We start from the raw sequence: 23,240 nt of genomic DNA on the forward strand, positions 1-23,240 counted from the left end.
TCAGCAGCGCCGGAAAATCGATCACATCTGTCCGGGCGGGGCAAGGTCAAAAATACGACCGCAAGCAAGTTGAGAAGTCTTTGGTAAAATCAGGCCGGCGGCGCTGAGTGACGCCGCCGGCCCTGGCAAGGTCACTTCGGTGTCACGTCGAAGCCAAACCACTTTTCCGAGAGCGTCTTGATGGTGCCGTCGGCCTTGGCGGCGGCAATCGCCTTTGTTGAATTCCTCTTTCAGCTCGGAATCGCTGTTGCGCAGGCCAACCGAGCTGCCGCGGCCAAGAAAGCCGCCCTGGAAGCGCGGGCCGGCGGTTGCCATATCTTCGTTGCCCGGTTTTTGCGATGCCGTGGTCAGATAGGCCATGGAGGCCATGACGAGGTCGACACGGCCGGCCTTGAGATCGAGGTCGTGCTCTTCGGTCGTTTTGTATTCGCGAACCTCGACGACACCCTTCAGATATTTGTCAACAAAGGCTGCGGCCGTCGATGCGGTCTGCACGCCGATCGTCTTGCCCTCAAGCATCGGCTTCAGCTTGTCAATTTCGGCGGCCGCACCTGCTTCGTCGCTTGCAAGCGAAAAGACCTGGCCCTTTTCGGGCATGTGGGCGAGATCGCTGGATTTGGACGTTGCAAATGCCTGGCCCGTCGAGCCGTAGGAGTCGCTGAATGCGATGACTTCCTCGCGCTTGGCGGTTGCCGACATGCCGGAGATGATCGCATCGAACTTGCCGGCATTGAGTGCCGGGATCATGCCGTCGAAGTTCTGAACGACGATCTTGCATTCCACCTTCATGTGATCGCAGAAATACTTGGTGAGCTCGATTTCATAGCCGTCGAGCGTGCCGTCCGGCTTGGTAAAGTTGTAGGGCTTGAACGCGCCTTCGGTGGCGATCGTGACCGTCGTCCACTTCTTTTCTTCGGCATGTGCGGCCGTCGAAATGGCCAGCATGGTAATGGCGCAAGCCGCCGCCCCGATGCGATTGAAAGGTGTCATGTAGGCTCCCCTTTTCTTGGTTTGGGTCGAAGCTGTCATTTGCTGATGAATTGCCGGAAACGATCCGATTTCGAGTTGGCAAACACGTCCTGTGGCTTGCCGTCCTCTTCGACGAGGCCCTTGTGGAGGAAGACGACGCGGCTGGAGACGTCGCGGGCAAAGCCCATCTCGTGCGTGACCACGAGCATTGTGCGTCCTTCCTCGGCAAGCGCGCGCATGACGCGCAGGACTTCACTGACGAGTTCCGGATCGAGCGCTGAGGTCGGTTCGTCGAAGAGCATGACCTTCGGCCGCATCGCCAGCGCCCGGGCGATTGCTGCGCGCTGCTGCTGGCCGCCGGAAAGATGGGCGGGATAGAAATTCCGCTTCTCGGCAATGCCGACCTTGGCAAGCAGAGCCTCGGCCTCTTCGACGCTTTCGGCGCGGGGCCGGCCCTGGACGTGGATGGGCGCCTCGATGACATTTTCAAGCACGGTCTTGTGGGACCACAGATTGAAGCTCTGGAAGACCATGCCGAGCTGCGAGCGGATGCGGTCGACCTGCCTGCGATCGGCGGGACGGCTGCCGCCCCTGCCGTCAGCCGCCATACGGATCGTCTCACCGGCCACGGTGACCTCGCCGGAATTTGGCGTTTCGAGCAGGTTGATGCAGCGCAGAAAGGTCGATTTGCCGGAACCGGAGGAACCGAGAATGGAAACGACATCGCCTTCGTGGGCGTCGAGCGAGATGCCCTTCAACACTTCGACGGGGCCGAAGCTCTTGTGCATGTCCTTGACGCTGAGTGCGATCGGCGAAGGGGAGGGCATTGCCGCGGTCATCGCGCGTCTCCTTCAATGGGTGCGGTGGAAAGGCCTGCCGGAGGATGTGGCACGGGCTGGCGCAGGTGCGGGCTCAGCCAGTATTCGAGAAGATGGACCAGCCGCGTCAGCAGGAAGTTGATCGCGAGATAGATGGCACCTGCGACGACGAAGACCTCGATGGCACGGTAGGTCTCGGAGATAATTTTGGCGGCAACACCGGTTACCTCCATAAGCGTTATGATGGAGGCAAGCGAAGTTGCCTTGACCATCGATATCATTTCGTTGCTGTAGCCGGGCAGCGCTTGACGAATGGCAAGCGGCAGGAGGATGCGTCGGAACTGCATCAGGCGTGGCATGCCGCAGGCCCGGGCTGCCTCGATCTGCCCGAAAGGCACCGACAGGAGGCCGCCGCGGATGATCTCGCTGCCATAGGCGGCCGTGTTCATCGTCAGCGCCAGAACGGCGCACCAGTAGGGCTCGCGCAGGAAGGGCCAGAATAGGCTGTGGCGGACTGCTGGAAACTGCCCAAGACCGTAGTAGATCAGGAAGATCTGTACGAGCAGCGGCGTGCCGCGGACGATGAAGACGTAGCTTCGTGCGAACCAGTCGAGGGCTGTGATGCCGGAGAGCCGGCAAAGTGCCAGGGCAAGCGCGAGGATTGCGCCAAGTATGATCGATGTCGCGGCAAGCTCCAGGCTCAGCGGGATCGCGGACACGAGGCTCAAGAAGGTCTCGAAGAGAAATTGCCAGTCCATCAGCTTCTCCTCACACCGCGCGAAAAGTGCTGCTCGGCGCGGCGCATGAAGAGACCGGAAACCGTCGAGATCAGCAGGTAGATTGCGCCCGCGATGAGATAAAAATCGAATGGCAGGCCGGTCGATCCCGCCGCCACCTGGGTCTGGCGCAACAGCTCGGCGACACCGGTAATCGAGACGAGCGCCGACTCCTTCAGTACCACCTGCCAGACATTGCCGAGCCCCGGCAGTGCGTGGCGCAGCGTCAGCGGCGCGACGATCCGCCGAAAGCGCAGCCATCGGCTCATGCCGCACGCGATCGCCGCTTCGATCTCGCCGGCATGCACCGCCTTGAACGCGCCACGGAAGACCTCGGTAAACTGCGCCCCGGAGGTGACCGCGACGGCGAGCGACCCGGCGAGGAAGCCGGGAAAGCCGACGAAGCCCTGGGCACCAAAGAGCTGGCCGACGGCGGTGACAACGGCACTGCCGCCAAAATAGAAGAGATAGATCACCAGGAGATCGGGAATTCCGCGCAGCACGGTCGTATAGGTGTCGGCTGCGATACGAAGCCCGCGGCTTCCCGATATCTTGGCCCAGGCTCCGAAGGACCCGATAGCCGCGCCGATCGAATAGCCGGCAAGTGCGATCAGAATTGTCATCCATGCACCGGCAAGCAGTGCCTTGCCCCAGCCGTCCGGGCCGAAACTGACCAGTTCCAGGATGCCGGGCTGGTTCATGGCGCCTGCCTTTTGCATTTTTCTTGAGGAGCTGGAAACGACATGTCACCCATCACGGAAAAGTCGGTGGCGGAATAAGGCGACGGTCTGCCGCCGCCTGGAACAAGATCAATTCGTCTCGAAGGATGGCGTGAGGTCGATCTTGCTCCAGTGTTCGGAGAGCTTCTTGATCGTGCCGTCCTTTGCAGCGGATTTGATGGCTTCGTCGAATTTCGCCTTCAGATCTGCTTCGCCCTTGCGCATGCCAAGGGCGACTTCCGTGGCGAGCATGGCGCCCTTTATCAGCGGTCCCGACATCATCAGTTCGTCGTTGCCAGATTTTGCAAGTACGGAGGTCGCATAGACACCGCTGTCGAAGCCGGCATCAATGCGGCCTGCCTTCAGGTCGAGGTCGCGTTCGCCGGAATTCTTATAGGCGCGCACCGTGACATTTTTGCCGTAGTAAGCATTGATCAATTGTTCCTGGCTGGTCGACTGGACAACACCGACGGTCTTGCCGTCCAATGCCTCGCCGATCTTGGCCATGACGGGATCGGCCTTGCTCTTGTCGTTGAGGTTGAGCTTCTGTCCGGTCATCGGCAGGAAAGCGACAGGACCGTTCTTCAGCAGAATGAAGCTTGCAACGCCACTGGCGTATGGAACGGTGAAATCGACAACCTGCCGGCGCTTTTCATTGATGCCAAGCGTCATAACCAGATCGAACTTGCCGGCATTGAGGCTCGGGATCATGGCGGTCCACTCGCCGGGAGTGAGCTCACACTCCACTTTGGCCCGGGCGCACAGATCGTTGATCAGGTCGACATCGAAGCCGGCGAGCTTGCCGCTGGAATCCATCATGTTCCAGGGTGGAAAGGCGCCTTCTATGCCGACCTTCACATGTGTCCAGTCCTTGGCATCGGCAGCAATTGCAGCCGTGCTCAAAACGGCCGCCAGACCGAAGAGAAGCAGATTTTTCCTTTTCATGACATCATTCCCCTTTTTTATTGCGGTTCGCTGTTCAGGCATCAAATGCAGATCTCAACGCGGCATTGGCCTTACGAAGGGCGTGGGCGATGCGATTGCGGGTCTGCCGGGCATGAACGACATAAAATGCCGTGTCGGGTGCGTGCTCGGGCAGGCCGGCCAGTTCGCGCAGGCCTTCCAAAGCCGGCCAAGGCGGATGCGGCAGAGCTGAATCGTGATGGAAGCGATCGCCGCGCGTATAGTTCAGTGGCACGAGCTGGCGGGACGCGCGCATCAGCGCTGCGTTGAGACGCTCGGCCTGCTTTAGGCAGCCACCGCTCGCTGCCAGGACTGCCTGGGCATTGCGCCGGAGCTCGGCAATCGCGCCGGCAATCGGTGCGAGATCGAGGCGGCCGCCAATGGCGGTACTCAGCCGCGTCAGCTCCTCTTCAAGCGAGGCGGCGTAGGCCGTGTAGTCCAGTGGCAGAACGGGGGAGATGAGCAGGCGCTCGAGAACTTCGATGATGATCTGTGTGTCGCGCCGCAGATTGTCCGGGTCGATATGGTCGATGGTGTCATGGGCAGTGTGCCACCACCAACCGAGCGCCGTCAGCATCTTTATCGGTCCGGGAGGCTGATGGCTCAGGCTGCCGAACATCGACGGAATACCGATGCCCCAGAAGGACTGGTCGGCCGCGCGGCCGTGACGTCGGCCGGCATGGCGCTGGCCGGTGATTTTCTCGATCGCCTCGGCCGCCACCGGTCTGAGTTCGTCGATCACGCTGGAATTGCTCAAAATCGCCGCGCCCTTCCCACCCGTCGAGTCGACATTGACGTGGACGGCGCAACGGCGCTCGAGATCATCGAAATATTCGTCGGCATACCAGGCTGAGCCGGAGTAGCGCCCATGCGAATGACCCGACCAGAAGCAGATGCGCAACCCGCGCTTCCAGCTCGACGCCGTTTCGCCCAGCAGTCGTGCTGCCTCCAGCATCGTCGCATTCGCGCCGCCATTGTCCATGACGCCGTAGTGCCAGGTGTCGTGATGACCCGACAATAGTATGAACGGATCGTCTGCCCCTTTACCGGGGGCAGGCATTTCGGCCACCAGCAAAGGTGTCTTGGTCCAGCGGGTGTCGACCTCGGCAAACAAGACGGCCTTGACGGTTTGGCCGTCTGCAAGGCGTTTGCGCAACGCGGCGCCGTCATGTGCGTCGATCGAGCAGATCACGGTCGCAGGAAGGCGGTCGCGGGTATGCTGGGAGGGGTTTCCCCACACGGGCGAAACGCACATTTCATAAAGATGCTCGGTAGGACTGATATGGAGCTGGCCGCGCGCGCCGGCCGCACTTGCCAGCGCCGCGACCTCTTCGGTTGCAATGCCATCCACGAGAACGATCTTTCCAGTCACCTCGGCCTGCGAAAAATCGGCTTCGGTGCCTTCGCCGACATGAACGAGTTCGGCGCTGATGCCCGCAGGCGGGCTGGAAGCGGACATCGAATGGGTGATGCAGCGAAGAGCTGCGCCGTCGATTTCCACCTTTGCCTGTCCCGGCAGGCTGATGAAGGCCTCATGAAACAGCAGCTCGGTGCGATAGCCATAGCTTGTCATCTGCCGGTTGAGGTAGCCGAAACTTTCCAGCTCCTCAGCCGTTCCGGACAGCTTGACGCGTCGGGAAAACTCCCGAAGATGCGCCATCAGGCGCCCGACATCGGGTTGTGTGAGCTCGTCAGGCATGTCGTTTCTCCGGCAGCGGCGGCTGCACGTCATCCGGGATAGGATTGACGAAGGGTGTCCCGTCGAGGCGGGCTTTGAGGTCGGCCTTGGCGGCATCGATGAGTGACGGGTCGCAGATCAGCTCAACGGCCGTGCTTGCCATCACCTTTGCTGCATGTTCGGTGCCCTTATGGGCGGCCGGAAGCTTGCCCTGCGCGACAAGCTGCCAGGAATGGCCGGGTGTACCGATCGCATAAGTCGCGCCGCGCATCTGCACGGTCGGAACGACCCAGCTCACGCTGCCGACATCGGTCGAGCCGACGATAGAGCCGTCTCCGGAATACAGCGGGATTATCTCCTCGCAAAGCGGTTGATCCTTAGTCGGTTTCAAGCCGAAGCGGGCATAGGAAGACGCGACATCCTCCGCACTCATCGTCTGCTGGAACGTGCGGGCGGTTTGTTTGTCATTTTCGTCAAAAACGGGAGGGCCGAGACGCTGGAGATGGGCAAACATCCGTTCTTCCAGCGGGGTATTGCCGACCAGGTTCGCATCGCCGCTGAGGATCTCGCTGCGGACCGACGTCTCGGTCATCAGCGCCGCCCCCTCGGCGACTTTTTTGACGCGCGCAACAAGCGACAAAAGTTCGGGCAAAGTGCGGGCGCGGATGAGATAGCGCACGGTCGCGCGGGCCTGGACGACGTTTGGCGCAGCGCCTCCGGTATCGGTCACGGCATAATGAATGCGGGCTGTCGATGGCATATGCTCGCGCATGTAATTGACGCCGACATTCATCAGCTCGACGGCATCGAGCGCACTACGGCCGAGGTGCGGTGTCGCGGAGGCATGCGAGGCGCGGCCGGTGAAATGGAAGTTGAGTTCGTTGCAGGCAAGCGAGATCGGATTGTTGACGCCGGCAAAGGCAGCCGGGTGCCATGAAATGGCGACATCGACGTCGTCGAAGACGCCGGCGCGCACCATGAAGCCCTTGGAGGAGCCACCTTCTTCGGCCGGGCAACCATAATAGCGCACGCGTCCCTTCAGGCCGTTCTGTGCAAGGAAATCCTTGACTGCAGCGGCCGCAAGCATTGAACCGGCGCCTAAAAGGTTATGACCGCAACCATGACCATTGCCGCCGGCAATTGCTTCGCGCTGCTCGGCAAGGCCTGCCACCTGGCTGAGGCCCGGCAGCGCGTCGAACTCGCCGAGAATTGCAATAACCGGTCCGCCCTCGCCGGCCTCTCCCAGGACGGCTGTCGGCATCCCGGCGAGGCCGCGCTCGACGCGAAAGCCTTCCTGTTGCAGAAGCCGCGCATGTTCGTCTGACGAGCGATATTCCTCATAGTTCGTTTCCGGCAGATCCCAGATGCGATCGCTGAGCGCAAAGAAGATTTCGCGCTTGCCTTCGACGATGTCCCATACGCTGTCCGAGTTTTTCATGGCTTTCAAAACGGCTTCTTATCGCTTAGTATCCAAAATTGGCGCCAATTTAGGATACAAAAGATTTTTGCGCAATGCGTGGGCATGAATAAAATTTGACCAGGGTCGAAATTGTCTGGCTGCCTACAGAAACTGAAGGCGCCGTGATATCCGTTTCGAAAAAGGGAGTCTTGAATGGCAGACGTTTTAATGGGGCCGAAGCCGGAGATCGGAAATTCGAAAGACGTGACCGATCTTGTCCTCCAGGATATTCTGGCGGGCGTGCTTCTTCCCGGCACCTGGCTCAAGCAGATCGATCTCGAGCGACGCTACAAATGCACGCGGCCGGAAGTCCGCCGAGCGCTCGATCGCCTTGCGCAGAAGCGGCTGGTCGAGCATGTGCCCAATCGCGGCTACCACGTCTACGAGCCCGACGGCCGCCGCGCCAGGGAGGTAAGCGAAATCCGCATCATTCTTGAGACGGCGGTTGCCGGCACGATCGTCAAGAATGCTTCTGCTGACGATCTCGACACGCTCCGGAAGCTGGCGCTCCATTTCGACCGGATGGTCCTTGATGGTACGATGCTGGAGCTTTACGAAGCCAACCTCGCCTTTCACAGGCAACTTCTGGTTCTTGGCGGCAATCAGGAGCTTGTCGACCTTATTGCGGAAATTCGCCAGCGAACCTCCTCGGCGCCCGTCGCTCAATGGCGCACACGCGCCCGCATCGAACAGTCCGGCCGCGAACATCACCTGATGATCGACGCCATTCAGCACAAGGACGCAGAAGAGCTCAAGCGACTGGTGAGGCAGCACATCATTCAGAACTGACCGTTGCGCGCGGGCCGGACTGCATGCGGGTCTACCGGCGTGCAGCCCAGGCAAGGCCGCGGCGAAGAATGAGACGCATGTACGGATGGTCGAATTCGGCTGCGACATGGCCGAGTGCCGAATAAAAGACGCGGCCCGCGCCAAAGTGGCGTTTGAAGACCACCGGCATTACGACATTGCGGGCCGCCTCGTCATATTCGCCGGTGAACGTGGTAGTCGCCAGAATTTCAACGGATGGATCGTAGTGCAGGTAATACTGCTCCGAGTGGTAGTCGAAGTCCGGAATGCCCTGCATCATCGGATCGTTTTGTCGGCTCACATTCACGCGGAAGTCGATGATGTTGCCCGGATGAGAAACCCAGGTGACGCCCGAAACATAGCGGAACGGCGCACTCTCTTTGAAGGATGTCGCGAGTGCGCCATGATGACCGCCGAGGCCAAGGCCGTCACGAACAGCCATGACCAGCGCATTGGCATGCGCCTTTTCCAACTGCTCCCCGGTGATGATCGGAACAAGCAGATCGGCTTTAGCAATCACCGGCGAGCCGAAGATGTCGAGATCGCCGGTAATTTCAACTAAGAAGCCGTCTTCCCGCAAAAGTTCGCCGACGACGCTTGCGCATGCTTCCGGTTCGTGGCCCTGCCAGCCGCCCCAAACGATGATCGCTTTGCGCATGCCCTGCCTCCCGGCTTTCGATGGTTAGGTCGTGACGTCGTGGCTTTTCCAACCAGATAGCGCTCGATTTCATCGACCGCAAGCCAGGTCCTTCGATTGCCATCACACGATTTAGTCTTGACGGCCGCAAGGGACCGCAGTCAGCTCGAGGATTATCTGTGGGAGGAATTTTGAATGCTGAAATCCTTTGAACATATCGGCATGACGGTAAGCGATATGGACCGTGCCGTCGCCTTTTATTGCGGCCTCCTCGGCCTTCGGCTGCATCTGCGCAAGACGATGCCGGATGGCTCGCACGTTGCTTTTCTCGATGCCGGCGGTGGCATGCTGGAGGTCTTCGCGCCTGCAAGCGGGGCGGTGCGGGCAACCGACGTTCCCGAGGGTGCCGCCGGTCTGCGCCACCTCACCTTCCTGTTCGGCAGCGTCGCTGAAACCTTCGCAAAGCTCGAAGCGGCCGGAGTTGAGGTGAAGGAGCGCCCGCGTCTTGCTTACAACTCCGAGGTTCTGCACAAGGTTGCTTTTCTGCGCGATCCCGACGGCATCCTCATCGAGCTCGCCGAGCGGACCGATTGAGGCAGTTGCTCGGCAACAGCAGTATCTGAGCGGCGCTGCTGTTTCCCGCGTGATACCGCGCAAACCGCGCTTACGGTCTGAGGCGAAGTAACAACTCCGTAAGCGAAATCTGGCAACCTCCAGACGAATATTTCTCTCCATTTTAGTTGGGTGTCATGGTTTACAACAAGGAAGATTGGATCAGCCAGCGTGCATATGCCATATGGGAGGCGGAGGGACGCCCCTGCGGGCGCGAGGCCGAAAACTGGCAGCAGGCGGCGGCCGAGTTCGAACAGCTCCAGATGACCAAGGCATCCATCGATGGAACTGACCTGATCGAGATGCTGCGCGCCACCGGACGTCTGATGCGCGCCAGCGAAAATGACCAGGCTCGGATCATTCAAGAGCGCGCCACGATCGCCAAACGCTAGCGATACCAGCACCTATTTCGGGAACAAATTCATGCTCCTTGCGTTTTGTGCAGTTCGGTTTGCACTCCTGGGAGGGTCATATCGGCAATGCGAGCCATCAGACTGCTGTCGACGATCCTTACCCTCTTCATCGTTTTCGGTCTCGCATTCTTTTTTCTTGCCTGGCGCCCCGAAATCAAGCCGCAAAACGCTTCAGAGACCATGCGCTTCGATAACGCACTGATCGCCAAGGGAGCCAGCCTCGCGGCGGTCGGAAACTGTATCGCCTGTCATACGGTCCCGGGAAAGGAAGCTTTTTCCGGGGGGCTTAAACTGCCGACGCCTTTCGGGATTATTTATTCGACGAACATCACGCCGGACGATGAAACCGGTATCGGACGCTGGAGCGAGGCTGCCTTCCAGCGCGCCATGCGCGAAGGAGTGGATCGAAAGGGCGATCATCTTTATCCGGCATTTCCCTATGATCATTTTACCCGAGTCACCGACGAGGACAACAAGGCACTCTATGCCTTTTTGATGACGCGCACGCCCGTCAAGGCGACGGCACCCAAAAACGAGCTGCCGTACCTCCTGCATGTCCGCCCCATCCTTGCCGCCTGGAAACTGGTCTTCTTCGACAAGGGCGCTTTCGCGCCCGATCCGCAGAAAAGCGAGGAATGGAACCGCGGCGCCTATCTTACCGAAGGCCTCGGCCACTGCGGCGCTTGCCACACGCCTCGCAACGCCTTTGGAGCCGAGGAGCGCGGCAGGCACTTCGGCGGCGGCGAGGCGGAAGGCTGGCAGGCTTATGCGATTAATGCGCAAAGCCCCTCGCCGATCCCGTGGGACAAGGAGTCGCTCGCGTTCTATCTGCGTCATGGCTACCACGCGTTCCACGGCGTCTCGCTTGGTCCGATGGCTGAAGTCACCGGCAATCTCGGTGCGCTTCCCGACAGCGATATCAATGCAATCGCAGCCTATGTCGCCTCGATCATGGGCGAACCGTCTGGCGAACGCGGTCAAAGGGGCGAAGAGCTGAAGAAGCAGTTCGTTCCGGAGCAAGATGGCTTGGTGACGGCGGCGATTGACGAGAACAAGGCGTCGGCCGAACTTGCCTCTCATCCGGGTGCAGCCATCTATGGCGCGGCTTGTGCGACCTGTCATGAGTCCGGCCGCGCCGCGCCGTTTGGAGGACTGAATTTCAATCTCAGCACCGCCGTCAACGCGCCCAATCCGCAAAACATTGTCAATGTCGTGCTTTTCGGCCTGCCACCGGCCGACGGTGAGCCAAGCGCCGTGATGCCCGGCTTTGCCGGGGCATTGAACGACCAGCAGATCGCCGATCTGCTCGGTTTCATGCGCCAGCGCTTTACGACGGGCGATCCTTGGCCCGATCTGCTGCAACGCGTCAACCGCACGCGGTCCGGTGAATATTTTGTTGCCGTCCGCCCCTCGGAAGGAATTGAACGAGCGCCGTCCAATGTCGGCGCGAAGGAGCTGAGATGACAACGCTCAACGTCAACGGACACACTCACGAGGTCGCCAGCGAGCCCGACACGCCATTGCTTTACGTGCTTCGCAACGATCTTGATCTCAACGCCGCAAAATTTGGCTGCGGCCTTGGCCAATGCGGCGCCTGCACCGTCATGGTCGACGGCCAGGCGGTGCTTTCGTGCGTGACGCCGCTCATCGTCGTCGAAGGCAAGGAAATCGTGACTGTGGAAGGGCTTGGAACAGCTGAAAAGCCCGGACCGCTGCAGGCCGCCTTCATCGAGAAACAGGCGGCGCAATGCGGCTACTGCATTCCCGGCATGATGATGAGCGCAGCAGCGCTTCTGAAGCAGAATGCCACGCCGACTGACGAGGAAATCCGATCGGCGTTGCGGACCAATCTCTGTCGCTGCGGCACACATATGCGCATCCTTGCCGCCATCAGGCGCGCGAGTGAACTGATGAAAGCTGCCGGGCTTCCGGCCGCCAAAAGGAGTGCCGGATGATGGATATTCTCACCAGACATGAAATGAGCCGGCGCGGCCTGCTTGCCGGCACCGGCGCTCTCATCGTCAGCTTCTCCACGATCCGTGCGCTGGCCCAAGAGATACCGACTGCGGCGCCCGAAAAACCGAAGTTGCCGGGCAGCCTGGATGACGACCGCTATCTCGATAGCTGGATAAGGATCGATTCTGACGGCAAGATCACCGTGTTTACCGGCAAGGTGGAGCTTGGACAGGGGATCGGCACGGCCCTCATCCAGGTCGCCGCAGAGGAATTGGAAGTCGATCCCTCAGACATCGCGCTCGTGACCGCCGATACGGGGCGCACGCCCGACGAAGGGTTTACGGCAGGCAGCCAGTCGATGCAGAACAGCGGTACTGCCATCCGCAACGCAGCCGCGCAGGTTCGCGGGCTGCTGATCGCCGAGGCAGCGCGCCGTTTTAACCTGCCCCCAGACCAACTCAGGGCGAAAAAGAAAAGCGTCTCCGGGCCGGACGGCAGATCGACGACCTATGGCGAGCTGGTGTCGGGCCAGTTCCTGCATGTCGAAGCCCAGCCGCAATCGCAACTGAAACAACCCGATGCGCTGAGCATCATCGGCCGTGATGTGCAGCGCATCGACATCCCGGGCAAGGTCACCGGTGCGCCAGCCTATGTGCAGGACCTGCGCCTCGAAGGAATGGTGCACGCGCGCGTAATCCGTCCGCCGAGCTATGGAGCCACATTGAAAGACATCGACGCCACGGCGGCCGCCGCCATGGCTGGCGTCATCTCGGTCATCCGCGACGGCAGTTTCCTTGCCGTCGTGGCGGAGAAAGAATGGCAGGCGATCAAGGCCATGCGCGCCGTCGAAAAAGCGGCGCAGTGGGACGAACCTGCAACGCTTCCGGAACAGACCGATCTTGCCGCTGCTCTCGCAGCTCTGGAAAAGGATGTCGGCACAGTGGCCGAATCCGGCCATCCGAGCTTTTCGAACGGCGCGATCTACGAGGCAACCTTCACGCGGCCCTACCAGATGCACGGTTCGATCGGTCCTTCCTGTGCGGTCGCGCATCTGAAGGCCGACGGCAGCCTTGATATCTGGTCGCACACGCAGGGGGTTTTCCCCGATCGGGGTGCGATTGCCCAGATGCTGGCGATGCCGGAGGAGAAGGTGCGTGTCATCCACATGGAAGGGTCCGGCTGCTACGGGCACAACGGCGCTGACGACGCAGCTGCCGATGCAGCACTCATCGCCATGAAAATTCCCGGCCGCCCTGTGCGTGTCCAGTGGATGCGCGAGCAGGAGCATATGTGGGAACCTTACGGGCCTGGCATGGTGTCCAAGGTCCGGGCATCGCTCGATGCAAGCGGCAGGATCGACAACTGGACCTATGATGTGTGGAGCAATACCCATAGCACGCGCCCCGGCAATGCCGGCTCGCTGCTTGCCGGCCGCGCCAAGGAACAGCCGACGCCCTTAGAACCGCCGAAACTCAGCATCAGTCCCAATGGCAGCGGCGATCGAAATGCCGATCCTCTCTATGCGATCCCGAACCGCCGGGTGCTGTGGCATTTCCTGCCCGACATGCCGCTACGGGTTTCGGCGCTGCGCGGCCTTGGTGCTTATGCCAATGTCTTCTCGATCGAAAGCGCCATGGACGAGCTGGCTATTGCCGCCAAAGCCGATCCTGTCGAATTCCGCCTGCGTCATCTGGAAGATGATCGTGCCAGCGACGTCGTGAAGCTCGCGGCCGACAAATTCGGCTGGGGGAGGGGCGAAGTGCCTTCCGGTCACGGTCGCGGCTTTGCTTTTGCGCGTTACAAGAACCGTGCCGCCTATCTGGCGGTCGCACTGGAAGCGAAGATCGAGCGCGAAACCGGCCGTGTGCAGGTGCTGCGCGCCGTTGCCGCCATCGATGCCGGTCAGGCCGTCAATCCCGACGGGATCCGCAACCAGACGGAGGGCGGCATCCTGCAATCGATCAGTTGGACGCTCTATGAAGCCGTCACCTTCGATCGCACCCGCATTACCAGCACCGATTGGGCGAGCTATCCGATACTGCGCTTCGGGAGCGTTCCAGAAAGCGTCGAAGTGCATATTCTCGATCGGCCCGGTCAGCCCTTCCTCGGCACAGGCGAGGCGGCGCAGGGGCCGACCTGTGCAGCACTCTCCAACGCAATCCGCAATGCGACGGGAAAGCGGCTGGTCGATCTGCCGTTATCGCGCAACAGGGTGAAGGAAGCGACCCGTCTCGGCTGATAAGAACCTTAGCCGGCGTCTCATCGCAAAGGGGGCAGACGGCAGGACTGCATCACCCATCAGCCGCTCGCGATCGCCGGCGGGCGGGCGATGGGTTTCGGCGACGTGGCGGCCGGTGGTCTTGGTCTGAACCGAACCAGCACCTCGCGCCCGTCGGCCGAAGCCTGCGTGCGCTCCAGCTCGTCGCGCTCTCGCACAGCCTGTGACCAGTGCTCGCCATCGCGGCCATGTTGGCGCCCGGACGCTTCCCAAAGTGCATAGGCCCTCTTGGCGATCCATTCGTTCCTATCGTGGCGGCTCATGGCTGCGCACCCCTGTCAGTGTAACGAGGCTGCTTCGGAAGATTGCGTCTCGCCGAGGATTTCAAGAAGATGGTTGCGAGCGCGGCTCACCCGGCTCTTGATGGTGCCCACTTGGCAGTCGCAGATCGCGGCCGCTTCTTCGTAGCTTGTCCCGTTCACCACGAGCAGCAGTGCATGGCGGTGCGATGCTCCGAGCTTGTCGATCGCTGCCTGCACGTCACGGGCTCTCAGCGACCATTCCTGCGTCGATTTGACCGGAATTGGATGGTCGGTCAGGTCGCCGACGCAACCGACCGGTTCGCGCTTGCGGCGTTTGTAGCTGCTGCAATACGTATTGCGCATGATCGTAAAGAGCCAGGATTTCAGGCTCGTGCCGTCCTGGAACTGCTCGATATGACAAAGCGCCTTGGAGACCGTCTCTTGAACGAGATCGTCGGCGTCGCTTTCAACACGCTCGAAACGCCTCGCAAAGGCTTTGAGAGCTGGAAGAAGCGCGATAATTTCTGCCTGAGCGCTGCAAGGTTGTGCAACGGAGACTGTTGGCATGGCGTCCTCCTTCTAAGGAGAATTAATGCCCTCGCACTCGGTGGGGTTCCCGATAAACTTCATAGGTCCGCAATCGTACAATGGGGCCGTCTGAGCCCGAAGTTTCAGGCCGTCTCTTTACGCACATGCCTCAAGACTCAGCATACTGCGTGGTCGCTCAAGTCGCTCGTATGTGGTCTTGTCACGCTTCAAAACGCCATGATCGAAGATGCGGTGTTGAGAAACACAGTTGCGCCGTTGAAATCTTGAACCTTGGGGCACTTGCTCCATCATTCGAATTTATCAGGAGCGTTGAAACCTATAGCGGTCAAACCGTTAGCACGGTCTTGCATGGGAGATCATCCATGAAGAAGATCATCATTGTCGTCCTTCTTCTCATCCTTGTTGCAGGCGGGTGGATATTCGTCTTCGAGCGAGAATCCGCCACCGTCCCGATCGAACAGGGCTACGGTCCCTCACCGACGCTGCCCGCGCCGAACCCGACGCTGATCCCGACAGTCAATGTCGCGCAAGCGGCGGGCTGGCCAGAAGGAGCCACACCAAAAGCCGCGGAGGGGCTGAAGGTGGAAGCCTTTGCAAGGGGCCTCGACCACCCGCGCTGGATCCATGTCCTGCCGAACGGCGATGTCCTTGTTGCCGAAAGCAACAAGCCGCCAAAAGGTGAAGACGCCGGGTTCAGCATCCGCGGCTGGTTCGAAGGTCTGCTCATGAGCCGGGCCGGCGCCGAGGTCAAAAGTGCAAACCGCATCACACTGCTGCGCGATGCCGACAAGGACGGTGCAGCCGAGATGCGCACCGTCTTCCTGAAGGATCTCAATTCGCCCTTCGGCATGGCATATTCCAAGGACACGCTCTACGTCGCCAATACCGATGCGGTCATGGCTTTTCCCTATACGGAAGGTGAAACGGTGATCACCACGCCGGGCGCGAAAATTGCCGATCTACCAGCAGGCCCGATCAATCAGCACTGGACGAGGGACGTGATCGTGAGCCCTGACGGCACCAAGCTCTATGCCACCGTGGGCTCCAACAGCAATGTCGGGGAAAACGGCATGGATGCGGAAAAAAACCGTGCCTCGATCCTCGAAATCGATCTTGCGACAAAGGCTGTTCGCGTCTTCGCAAGCGGCTTGCGCAATCCAAATGGTCTTGCCTGGCAGCCGCGGACGGGCGCACTTTGGGTGGCGGTCAACGAACGCGACGAGCTCGGCAGCGATCTCGTCCCCGACTATATGACCTCGGTGAAGGAAGGCGGCTTTTATGGCTGGCCCTACAGCTATTTCGGCCAGCATATCGATAGCCGGGCAAAGCCGCAAAACCCTGAAATGGTTGCGAGCGCCATCGTCCCCGATTATGCCCTTGGTCCGCATACCGCCTCGCTTGGCCTGACCTTCAACACGAGCAATCTGTTTGGTCCGGATTATGTCGGCGGTGCTTTCGTCGGCCAGCACGGTTCCTGGAACCGCAAGCCGCGCAGCGGCTACAAGGTGATCTTCGTGCCTTTCGTCGATGGCAAGCCCTCCGGCCCGCCGCGCGATGTCTTGACGGGCTTTATCGGGGCGGACGACAAGGCCTTTGGCCGACCTGTCGGCGTCGCGATCGACATCAAGGGTGCCTTGCTTGTTGCCGATGACGTCGGCAACACGATATGGCGGGTCTCACCGGCTTCGGCAGAGTGACAGGGGCAGGGCGCAACCATACAAAAGCGCCGAGCAAAAATAGCCGAAGCAAGAAGCAAGCCTTGCTTTCATTGTTGGCGCTTTGCCCCTATTTTGAGGCATCGCTGTCAATATCATAGGCTTCTTTTGTTTCTGGAAATCATAATCGTTGTGCTGCTCACGATCTTGAACGGTGTGCTCGCAATGTCCGAACTTGCCGTCGTTTCATCACGTCCCGCCCGTTTGAGGGTCCTGGCCGATCATGGGAGCCGGGGGGCTGCCCAAGCCATCAAACTTGCCGAACATCCCGGCCGCTTTCTCTCGACCGTTCAGATCGGGATTACACTCGTCGGCGTTCTCTCGGGTGCCTTTTCGGGCGCCACGCTGGGCGGCCGTCTTTCGGCCTGGCTTAGCGCACAGGGCGTTTCCCCCGCCGTCTCCGATGCGCTTGGCGTCGGCACGGTGGTCGTTGCCATTACCTATCTTTCGCTCATTATCGGCGAACTGGTGCCGAAGCAGATTGCGCTTCGCGAACCTGAAGTGGTCGCAAGCAAGGTTGCTCCGGCCATGGCTCTGCTTTCCAAGCTTGCCTTGCCGCTCGTCTGGCTTCTCGACGCGTCCGGCAAGCTTGTGCTTACGCTTCTTGGTCAGTCCGGAAAAGGCAGCGATGGGGTGACCGACGAAGAGATCAAGACGGTGCTCGCCGAGGCGAAGAGTGCCGGCGTGATCGAGAGCGAGGAATCGGCGATGATATCCGGCGTCATGCGCCTTGCCGACCGGACGGCGAGAGCCTTGATGACGCCTCGCCGCGACGTCGAAGTCGTCGACATCGAAGACAGCATCGAAGACATTCGCAAGCAGCTGCACCGAACGCACCGCTCGCGCCTGCCTGTGCGCCGTAACAGTTCTGACGAGGTGCTTGGCGTGCTCTTCGTGAAGGACTTTTACGATGCGCTCGACGCGCGTGGCCATGCAGACATCCTCTCGCTTGCCCATGAAGTTCCGGTGATCTCGGATCTTTCGAGGGCAACGCATGTCATCCAGGCAATCCGCAAATCACCGGTCCACATGGTGCTTGTCTATGACGAATACGGCCACTTCGAAGGCATTGTCTCTTCCGGCGACATCATGGAAGCGATCATGGGCGCACTGCAGGAGGGACCTACTGACGAGCAGGCAATCGTTCGCCGCGGCGACGGTTCCTATCTTGTTTCCGGCTGGACACCGATCGACGAGTTCGCCGAATTCATGAACTTCAAGCTGGCGGATGACATTGAATTCCAGACCGTCGCCGGCCTTGTGCTGGAAGAGTTGAAACACCTGCCGGATCTCGGCGAAAGCTTCGTGAAGGATGGCTGGCGCTTCGAGGTCATCGATCTTGACGGCCGCCGCGTCGACAAGATCCTCCTTTCGCCGGAACCTGTAGAAGGTGAAGATCGGACGGCTTAATCCGCCCGCTGCATGTGGAAATCTTTATCCGGCTTTCCAACGTCTTCCGATTTGTCCAAAACGCAGCTACGTTCCTGCAATCCTGAATGCGGGAATTGGGCTCGATGAAGCAGATGCACAGCCTGATCGCAAAGCCTGTCGCGATTGCTATCGTGCTGTTTGCCCGCGCGATCACGGCTGTGCGGGCGATCTGGGCGAATGACGGTTTGCCGCCCCGGCGCTGCATCTATTTTGCCAACCATTCGAGCCATGGCGATTTCATTCTGATCTGGACGGTCCTGCCGCCGCGTCTGCGCGGGCAAGCAAGGCCTGTGGCCGGGGCAGACTACTGGCTGAGATCGCCGCTCACCACGTTCATTGGCCGCGAAGTGTTCAATGCCGTGCTGATCGAGCGCGACCGTGAAAGGCGCACGCAGGATCCGGTCGAGCAGATGGCGGCGGCAATCGATGCCGGCTCGTCGCTGATCCTGTTTCCGGAAGGCACGCGCAACCAGACGGACGAGCCGCTTTTGCCTTTCAAGAGCGGCCTCTTCCATCTTGCCGCAGTGCGCCCGGGGATCGATCTCGTGCCGGTCTGGATCAACAATCTCAATCGCGTCATGCCAAAAGGCGAGATCGTGCCAATTCCTCTGATCTGCACGGTGACCTTCGGCAGCCCGATACGGCTTGAACCCGGCGAGACCAAGGACGGCTTCCTGGCAAGGGCACGGGCCGCCTTGATTTCCCTTTCTCCAAAACATTCAGGCGGCAGTGAATGAACGACGCGCGGTCCGATCTTATTACGCTCGTGCTTGGCATTTTCGCCGTGCTGATCTTTGCCTCACTGGTTGGCTATGTCCTGCATCGGCGTCTTTCGCCGGATGGCTCCAATAGCGCCGTCGAAAACCTGAATGCGCGCATCAAGGCCTGGTGGATCATGGTGATCTTCATCGGCGTCGCTTTTTTGGCGGGTCGTGCCGGTGTCGTCATTCTTTTCGCCTTCTGCTCCTTTGCGGCACTTCGCGAATTCATCACGCTGACAAACACGAAGCGGGCTGATCACTGGGCGCTCGCCTCGGCCTTCTTCGTGGTGCTTCCCATTCAGTATTATTTGCTGTGGGCTGAAGAATACGGGATCTATTCGATCTTCGTACCGGTTTACGCGTTTTTGCTGATGCCGATCATTTCCGTGCTTCGGGGCGATACCGAACGGTTTCTCATCCGCATTGCCGAAGTGCAATGGGCCCTGATGATCTGCGTCTTCTGCGCTTCGCACGTGCCGGCGCTGCTGACGTTGAACATTCCCGGCTATGAGGACCGCAACGTTCTTCTCATCGCATTTCTGGTCATCGTCGTGCAGCTCAGCGACGTCTTGCAGTATGTCTGGGGCAAGCTTTTCGGGCGAACGAAGATCGCCCCGAAACTCTCGCCGTCGAAAACCGTTGAGGGTTTTGCGGGCGGTGTCGCCAGTGCGACTTTGATCGGGGCGTCGCTCTGGTGGATCACGCCGTTTACGCCCTTGCAGGCGGGCCTGCTTTCGCTGGTCATCACGCTGATGGGCTTCTTCGGCGGTCTGGTGATGTCGGCTATCAAGCGCGACCGGGGCGTGAAGGATTGGGGCAATCTCATCGAGGGTCACGGCGGACTGATCGACCGGCTCGATTCCGTGGTGTTTTCGGCGCCGATCTTCTTTCATCTTGTCCGCTACTGGTGGTCGCTGACATGAGTGGTTGGGTCGCACGGCTTGGACGCAGCAGCACCGTTCATGTGACCTTCGCCTTTCTCGCCATGGGAGGCTGGGCGCTGTTTGCCAATCGCGTCCATCCGCTGCCGCGCATGCTGCTTGCCGGCGTCGTTCAGGGCGCGCTGTCTGCCTGCCTCACTTTGTTCTTGAAATCGGCGATCGAAACATTTTCGAAGCGCTTCAAAGGCTCTGCCGCATTCGTTGCGCCGCCTCTCATCGCCTGCCTCGGTTCTGCAAGCATTCTCATCGCCATCCACGCACTCGCCGCAACACCCGAAATATTGAGGACCGTTGCGGTGCCGCTTGCCGTCTCCACCAGCTATGCGGCGATTTACAACTATTCTCTTTTGACCGGGAAAGGTAAGTGATGACGAACACTGAAGATCGCCGGCCGTTGAACAGCCGGAACAGCTGGTGGGCAAAGGCGATCGCGCAGAAGATCGCGGCGAGATCCGTCACGCCGAACCAGATATCGCAGGCAAGCATCGCCGCCGCCTTCATCGCCGGTCTCCTGTTCTTTGTCGCCGGACGCGACGCCGGTTATTCGCGTATGGTCCTTCTCGCTCTTGCGGCGCTTTTTTGCCAGGTAAGGCTCCTCTGCAATCTCTTTGACGGCATGGTGGCGGTCGAAGGAGGCAAGGCAGAAGCCGACGGGCCGTTCTGGAACGAATTTCCAGATCGCGCCGCCGACATGCTGATTTTTGCCGGCATCGGTCTCGGTATCGGCCATCCCGGCCTTGGCTGGGCGGCTGCAGCATTCGCAGTGCTGACCGCCTATGTGCGCGAGCTTGGCCGGGCGACGGGCCACGGCAGTGATTTTTCCGGCCCGATGGCCAAGCAGCACCGCATGGCGATCGTCACCATGGCTGCTGTCATTTCGATCGGCGAACCTTACTGGGATCTGCAGAACCATGTCCTTTGGCTCGGGCTTTGGATCGTGCTTCTCGGTGCCGCCGCAACCGCAGTCCGACGCAGCTTGCGCTTGATCCGGTCCATGAAAACTCCGCTCTGACAACGGCTGTGCCGTGGGCGGCAGTTGCGGCGGCTTTAAATTGTCATCCGTACAATTCCATTCTTGCGGCGTGCCAGGGGCTCTCGCAAGCTCTTCGCCATGGGCTTCGTCACCAGCTTGCTCAACCCGAAGATCGCCATGCTTTATCTCTCACTGCTGCCGCAATTCGTGAACCCGGAGGTCGGCAGCGTCTTTCTGCAATCGATCGCGTTCGGCTTGACGCAGATCGCGATCAGCGTCAGCGTCAACGCACTCATCGCCCTTTCTGCCGAGTCCGTCGCGCTTTTTCTCGGCGAACGGCCGGCCTGGATGCGGGCGCAGCGCATGCTGATGGCAACCGTCCTTGGAGGACTTGCCGTTCGCATGGCGCTTGAATCGCGCCGCTGATACGCTTTAGTTTCACCCTGACCTTGACATCGGTGCTGTTAAAGCGGAAGCCGCACTCGGCTGCCTCGCGGTGTCGTATCAAGGAATGTCAGGATGAAGCGCAGTGCCGTTGCCGTCAGTTCGAACGTGATCTTGACGGGCGTCTTGTTGATGCTGCTCGGCGATTTCCTCTTTGCGCTCAACGATGCGATGGGCAAATGGCTGGTTGCGAGTTTCGCCGTCGGTCAGGTGCTGGTGATCCGCTCGGTCGGCGCCTTCATCGTGCTCGGTCCGATGATCATCCGGCAAGGGACGCGGCAGCTCTTCAATGTCGAGCAAAAGGGGCAGCAGGTGATGCGCGTCATCATGACGACCTGCGATGTCAGCCTGTTTTATGCGGCCGTCGCCTATCTGCCGCTTGCCGATGTCATGACCTTCTATATGGCGGGGCCCATCTATGTCGCCGCGCTTTCGCACTTTTTCCTCGGCGAGAAGATCGGCTGGCGCCGCTGGCTTGCGGTTTTCATCGGCTTTGCCGGTGTTGTCGTAGCGCTCCGTCCATCATCTGCGATGCTGTCCTTGCCATCTCTTTTCGGTCTGACGGGCAGTCTCGCCTTCGCGCTGACGCTGGTGATGAACCGCTCCTTGCGCGCGACAAGCGACACCACGCTCGTCACCTGGCAGACGATCGCTGCTCTCATTGCCGGGATCGTTCTCAGTATCGGCCATTGGCGTCAGGCGACGCTTCTCGACTACTCAGGCATGCTGCTTCTGGGCGTCGTCGCCTCCTGCGCCCACCTGCTGATTACCCGATCGCTGAAGCTTGCGCCCGCATCGCTGCTGGCGCCGCTGCAATACACGCTGCTCATATGGGCGATCGTGCTTGGCATGATCTTTTTCGATGACGTACCCGATATGCAGATCCTCATCGGCGCGGCGATCATCGTCGTTGCAGGACTTTTCATCTTCCACCGGAAAAACCTCAGGGACACGATCACGCCGGACGCGGTTGCGCCGGACGGACATTGAGCGTTCAGTCGAAGGATTGTCCCGGCAGGGTCAGTCGGTTTTGATCCGCAGACCTGTTTCATCGAACAGATGCCAATGGCCCGGACGGGGTGCGATGTTGAGGACATCGCCGCGCGCGACCCGGCTCTGGCCCTGCTGGTGCACCAGGATCGGCTCGCCGTTTGGAAGGGTGCAATGCAGGTAGCTGTTGGCCCCGTGCTGTTCGGCAACGGCGACCTCGGCTGGCCAGCCGCTTTCACCGACCAGGAAATCTTCGGGCCGCACACCGAGTGTTGCTTTCCGTCCGGCTGCAAGCCCGGCCTCAAGGGGCAATTCCAACCGCGGCAATCCGGCGCACTCAAAGGCGAGCGTCCCGTTGGTCGAAGTGCCGATTGTCCCTTCGATGAGGTTCATGCGCGGCGAGCCGATGAAGCCGGCAACGAACGTGTTGTGCGGGCGATTATAAAGATCAAGCGGCGCACCGACCTGCTCGATGACGCCCTTGCGAAGGACGACGATCTTATCTGCCATCGTCATCGCCTCGATCTGGTCATGCGTCACATAAATCATCGTATTGCCGAGCCGCTCGTGCAGCTTGGTAATCTCGACACGCATCAGCACCCGCAGTTCCGCATCGAGGTTGGAAAGCGGCTCGTCGAAGAGGAATATCTTCGGATCGCGGGTGATGGCGCGACCGATTGCGACGCGCTGGCGCTGACCGCCGGACAACTGGCGGGGGCGCCGGTCGAGCAGCGTGTCGATCTGCAAAAGCTTGCCGGCTGCTTCAACGCGGCGATCGATCTCGTCTTTCGGCATCCGGATATTCTCAAGTCCGAAGCTCAGGTTCTGGCGAACGGTCATGTGGGGATAAAGAGCGTAGGACTGGAAGACCATGGCGACGCCGCGATCGGCCGCCGGCGTGTCGATGACGGTTTCGCCGTTAATGCGGATGTCGCCGCCCGTTGCCTCTTCGAGCCCAGCAATCATTCTAAGCAGCGTCGACTTTCCGCAGCCGGATGGGCCGACGAAGACGACGAATTCGCCATCCTTGATATCGAGATTGATATCGGGGATCACCTGCAGCGTGCCGAAGGATTTGTTGACATTTTCAAGTACGAGGTTTGCCATGA

Annotated in this window: 23 protein-coding genes and 2 pseudogenes; 14 read left to right on the forward strand and 11 right to left on the reverse strand. The window is 60.2% G+C overall.

Features of this window, described 5'->3' with window-relative positions; genetic code table 11:
• Positions 1–131: 131 nt before the first annotated feature.
• From ACZ9DP_RS02340 to ACZ9DP_RS02370, 7 genes and pseudogenes are all read right to left on the reverse strand, one after another.
• Positions 132–990 (reverse strand): annotated as a pseudogene (locus ACZ9DP_RS02340) (transporter substrate-binding domain-containing protein).
• Positions 991–1,025: 35 nt separating this feature from the next.
• Positions 1,026–1,808, reverse strand: a complete 783-nt coding sequence (locus tag ACZ9DP_RS02345; protein WP_372431212.1) for an ABC transporter ATP-binding protein — start codon at positions 1,806–1,808, stop codon at positions 1,026–1,028.
• Positions 1,805–2,545: an ABC transporter permease gene (locus ACZ9DP_RS02350; protein ID WP_476200059.1), complete on the reverse strand. Its 741-nt coding sequence runs from the start codon at positions 2,543–2,545 to the stop codon at positions 1,805–1,807. Before ACZ9DP_RS02350 ends, ACZ9DP_RS02345 begins: the two co-directional genes overlap by 4 nt.
• Positions 2,545–3,264 (reverse strand): ABC transporter permease, encoded by a 720-nt coding sequence (locus ACZ9DP_RS02355; protein WP_476200060.1) that lies wholly within the window; start codon positions 3,262–3,264, stop codon positions 2,545–2,547. The genes ACZ9DP_RS02350 and ACZ9DP_RS02355 overlap by 1 nt, the downstream gene beginning before the upstream one ends.
• A 108-nt stretch (positions 3,265–3,372) precedes the next feature.
• Positions 3,373–4,227 (reverse strand): transporter substrate-binding domain-containing protein, encoded by an 855-nt coding sequence (locus ACZ9DP_RS02360; protein WP_476200061.1) that lies wholly within the window; start codon positions 4,225–4,227, stop codon positions 3,373–3,375.
• A 34-nt stretch (positions 4,228–4,261) separates the two neighbouring features.
• Positions 4,262–5,944, reverse strand: a complete 1,683-nt coding sequence (locus tag ACZ9DP_RS02365) for a M28 family metallopeptidase (RefSeq protein WP_476200062.1) — start codon at positions 5,942–5,944, stop codon at positions 4,262–4,264.
• A complete protein-coding gene (locus ACZ9DP_RS02370; protein WP_476202171.1) occupies positions 5,937–7,361 on the reverse strand; it encodes a M20 family metallopeptidase in 1,425 nt (474 codons plus the stop codon). The genes ACZ9DP_RS02365 and ACZ9DP_RS02370 overlap by 8 nt, the downstream gene beginning before the upstream one ends.
• 174 nt (positions 7,362–7,535) lie before the next feature.
• Here ACZ9DP_RS02370 and ACZ9DP_RS02375 point away from each other — a divergent pair, with 174 nt between their 5' ends.
• The gene (locus ACZ9DP_RS02375) at positions 7,536–8,171 is read left to right on the forward strand and encodes a GntR family transcriptional regulator (protein WP_194731830.1); all 636 of its coding nucleotides are present in this window, start codon (positions 7,536–7,538) and stop codon (positions 8,169–8,171) included.
• Between the two features lie 31 nt (positions 8,172–8,202).
• Here ACZ9DP_RS02375 and ACZ9DP_RS02380 read toward each other — a convergent pair whose 3' ends face one another.
• Entirely contained in the window at positions 8,203–8,847 is a 645-nt protein-coding gene (locus ACZ9DP_RS02380; RefSeq protein ID WP_476200065.1) for a ThuA domain-containing protein, read from the reverse strand.
• A 174-nt stretch (positions 8,848–9,021) separates the two neighbouring features.
• On the opposite strand from ACZ9DP_RS02380, the gene ACZ9DP_RS02385 reads away from it, so the two are divergent.
• The 5 genes from ACZ9DP_RS02385 (at position 9,022) to ACZ9DP_RS02405 (ending at position 14,046) form a co-directional block, all read left to right on the forward strand.
• On the forward strand, positions 9,022–9,420 hold the full coding sequence (locus tag ACZ9DP_RS02385; protein WP_074072951.1) for a VOC family protein: 399 nt from the start codon (positions 9,022–9,024) through the stop codon (positions 9,418–9,420).
• A 155-nt stretch (positions 9,421–9,575) separates the two neighbouring features.
• Complete coding sequence (locus ACZ9DP_RS02390) at positions 9,576–9,830, forward strand: DUF2934 domain-containing protein (protein WP_476200067.1); 255 nt, start codon at positions 9,576–9,578, stop codon at positions 9,828–9,830.
• An 87-nt stretch (positions 9,831–9,917) separates the two neighbouring features.
• Complete coding sequence (locus tag ACZ9DP_RS02395; RefSeq protein ID WP_476200068.1) at positions 9,918–11,315, forward strand: c-type cytochrome; 1,398 nt, start codon at positions 9,918–9,920, stop codon at positions 11,313–11,315.
• Positions 11,312–11,806, forward strand: a complete 495-nt coding sequence (locus tag ACZ9DP_RS02400; RefSeq protein WP_194731825.1) for a (2Fe-2S)-binding protein — start codon at positions 11,312–11,314, stop codon at positions 11,804–11,806. The genes ACZ9DP_RS02395 and ACZ9DP_RS02400 overlap by 4 nt, the downstream gene beginning before the upstream one ends.
• Positions 11,803–14,046 carry a molybdopterin cofactor-binding domain-containing protein gene (locus tag ACZ9DP_RS02405; protein WP_476200069.1) on the forward strand — a complete coding sequence of 748 codons (2,244 nt, stop codon included), beginning with the start codon at positions 11,803–11,805 and terminating at the stop codon, positions 14,044–14,046. The genes ACZ9DP_RS02400 and ACZ9DP_RS02405 overlap by 4 nt, the downstream gene beginning before the upstream one ends.
• Before the next feature lie 59 nt (positions 14,047–14,105).
• Here ACZ9DP_RS02405 and ACZ9DP_RS02410 read toward each other — a convergent pair whose 3' ends face one another.
• Both ACZ9DP_RS02410 and ACZ9DP_RS02415 read right to left on the reverse strand, forming a co-directional pair.
• Complete coding sequence (locus tag ACZ9DP_RS02410; RefSeq protein ID WP_476200071.1) at positions 14,106–14,348, reverse strand: DUF2934 domain-containing protein; 243 nt, start codon at positions 14,346–14,348, stop codon at positions 14,106–14,108.
• A gap of 15 nt (positions 14,349–14,363) precedes the next feature.
• Positions 14,364–14,894 carry a sigma-70 family RNA polymerase sigma factor gene (locus tag ACZ9DP_RS02415; RefSeq protein ID WP_476200073.1) on the reverse strand — a complete coding sequence of 177 codons (531 nt, stop codon included), beginning with the start codon at positions 14,892–14,894 and terminating at the stop codon, positions 14,364–14,366.
• 344 nt (positions 14,895–15,238) lie between these two features.
• Between ACZ9DP_RS02415 and ACZ9DP_RS02420 the strand changes: the two genes are divergently transcribed.
• The 8 genes and pseudogenes from ACZ9DP_RS02420 (at position 15,239) to ACZ9DP_RS02455 (ending at position 22,131) form a co-directional block, all read left to right on the forward strand.
• The gene (locus ACZ9DP_RS02420; RefSeq protein ID WP_476200074.1) at positions 15,239–16,573 is read left to right on the forward strand and encodes a PQQ-dependent sugar dehydrogenase; all 1,335 of its coding nucleotides are present in this window, start codon (positions 15,239–15,241) and stop codon (positions 16,571–16,573) included.
• A 126-nt stretch (positions 16,574–16,699) separates the two neighbouring features.
• On the forward strand, positions 16,700–18,001 hold the full coding sequence (locus tag ACZ9DP_RS02425) for a hemolysin family protein (protein ID WP_476200076.1): 1,302 nt from the start codon (positions 16,700–16,702) through the stop codon (positions 17,999–18,001).
• 113 nt (positions 18,002–18,114) lie between these two features.
• Positions 18,115–18,759 (forward strand): lysophospholipid acyltransferase family protein, encoded by a 645-nt coding sequence (locus tag ACZ9DP_RS02430; RefSeq protein WP_239603471.1) that lies wholly within the window; start codon positions 18,115–18,117, stop codon positions 18,757–18,759.
• Positions 18,756–19,706, forward strand: coding sequence for a phosphatidate cytidylyltransferase (locus ACZ9DP_RS02435; protein ID WP_194731821.1), 951 nt, complete (start codon positions 18,756–18,758; stop codon positions 19,704–19,706). The genes ACZ9DP_RS02430 and ACZ9DP_RS02435 overlap by 4 nt, the downstream gene beginning before the upstream one ends.
• Positions 19,703–20,092 carry a hypothetical protein gene (locus ACZ9DP_RS02440; RefSeq protein ID WP_476200078.1) on the forward strand — a complete coding sequence of 130 codons (390 nt, stop codon included), beginning with the start codon at positions 19,703–19,705 and terminating at the stop codon, positions 20,090–20,092. Before ACZ9DP_RS02435 ends, ACZ9DP_RS02440 begins: the two co-directional genes overlap by 4 nt.
• Positions 20,092–20,736, forward strand: coding sequence for a CDP-alcohol phosphatidyltransferase family protein (locus tag ACZ9DP_RS02445; protein WP_194731820.1), 645 nt, complete (start codon positions 20,092–20,094; stop codon positions 20,734–20,736). Before ACZ9DP_RS02440 ends, ACZ9DP_RS02445 begins: the two co-directional genes overlap by 1 nt.
• A gap of 84 nt (positions 20,737–20,820) precedes the next feature.
• Positions 20,821–21,123 (forward strand): annotated as a pseudogene (locus tag ACZ9DP_RS02450) (LysE family translocator); the annotation flags it as partial.
• 93 nt (positions 21,124–21,216) lie between these two features.
• Positions 21,217–22,131: a DMT family transporter gene (locus ACZ9DP_RS02455; protein ID WP_283073223.1), complete on the forward strand. Its 915-nt coding sequence runs from the start codon at positions 21,217–21,219 to the stop codon at positions 22,129–22,131.
• 30 nt (positions 22,132–22,161) lie between these two features.
• Here the strand turns inward: ACZ9DP_RS02455 and ACZ9DP_RS02460 are convergent, their stop codons facing one another.
• Positions 22,162–23,238, reverse strand: a complete 1,077-nt coding sequence (locus tag ACZ9DP_RS02460) for an ABC transporter ATP-binding protein (RefSeq protein WP_476200080.1) — start codon at positions 23,236–23,238, stop codon at positions 22,162–22,164.
• Positions 23,239–23,240 lie beyond the last annotated feature (2 nt).

This window comes from Rhizobium sp. USDA 4016, assembly GCF_056279705.1.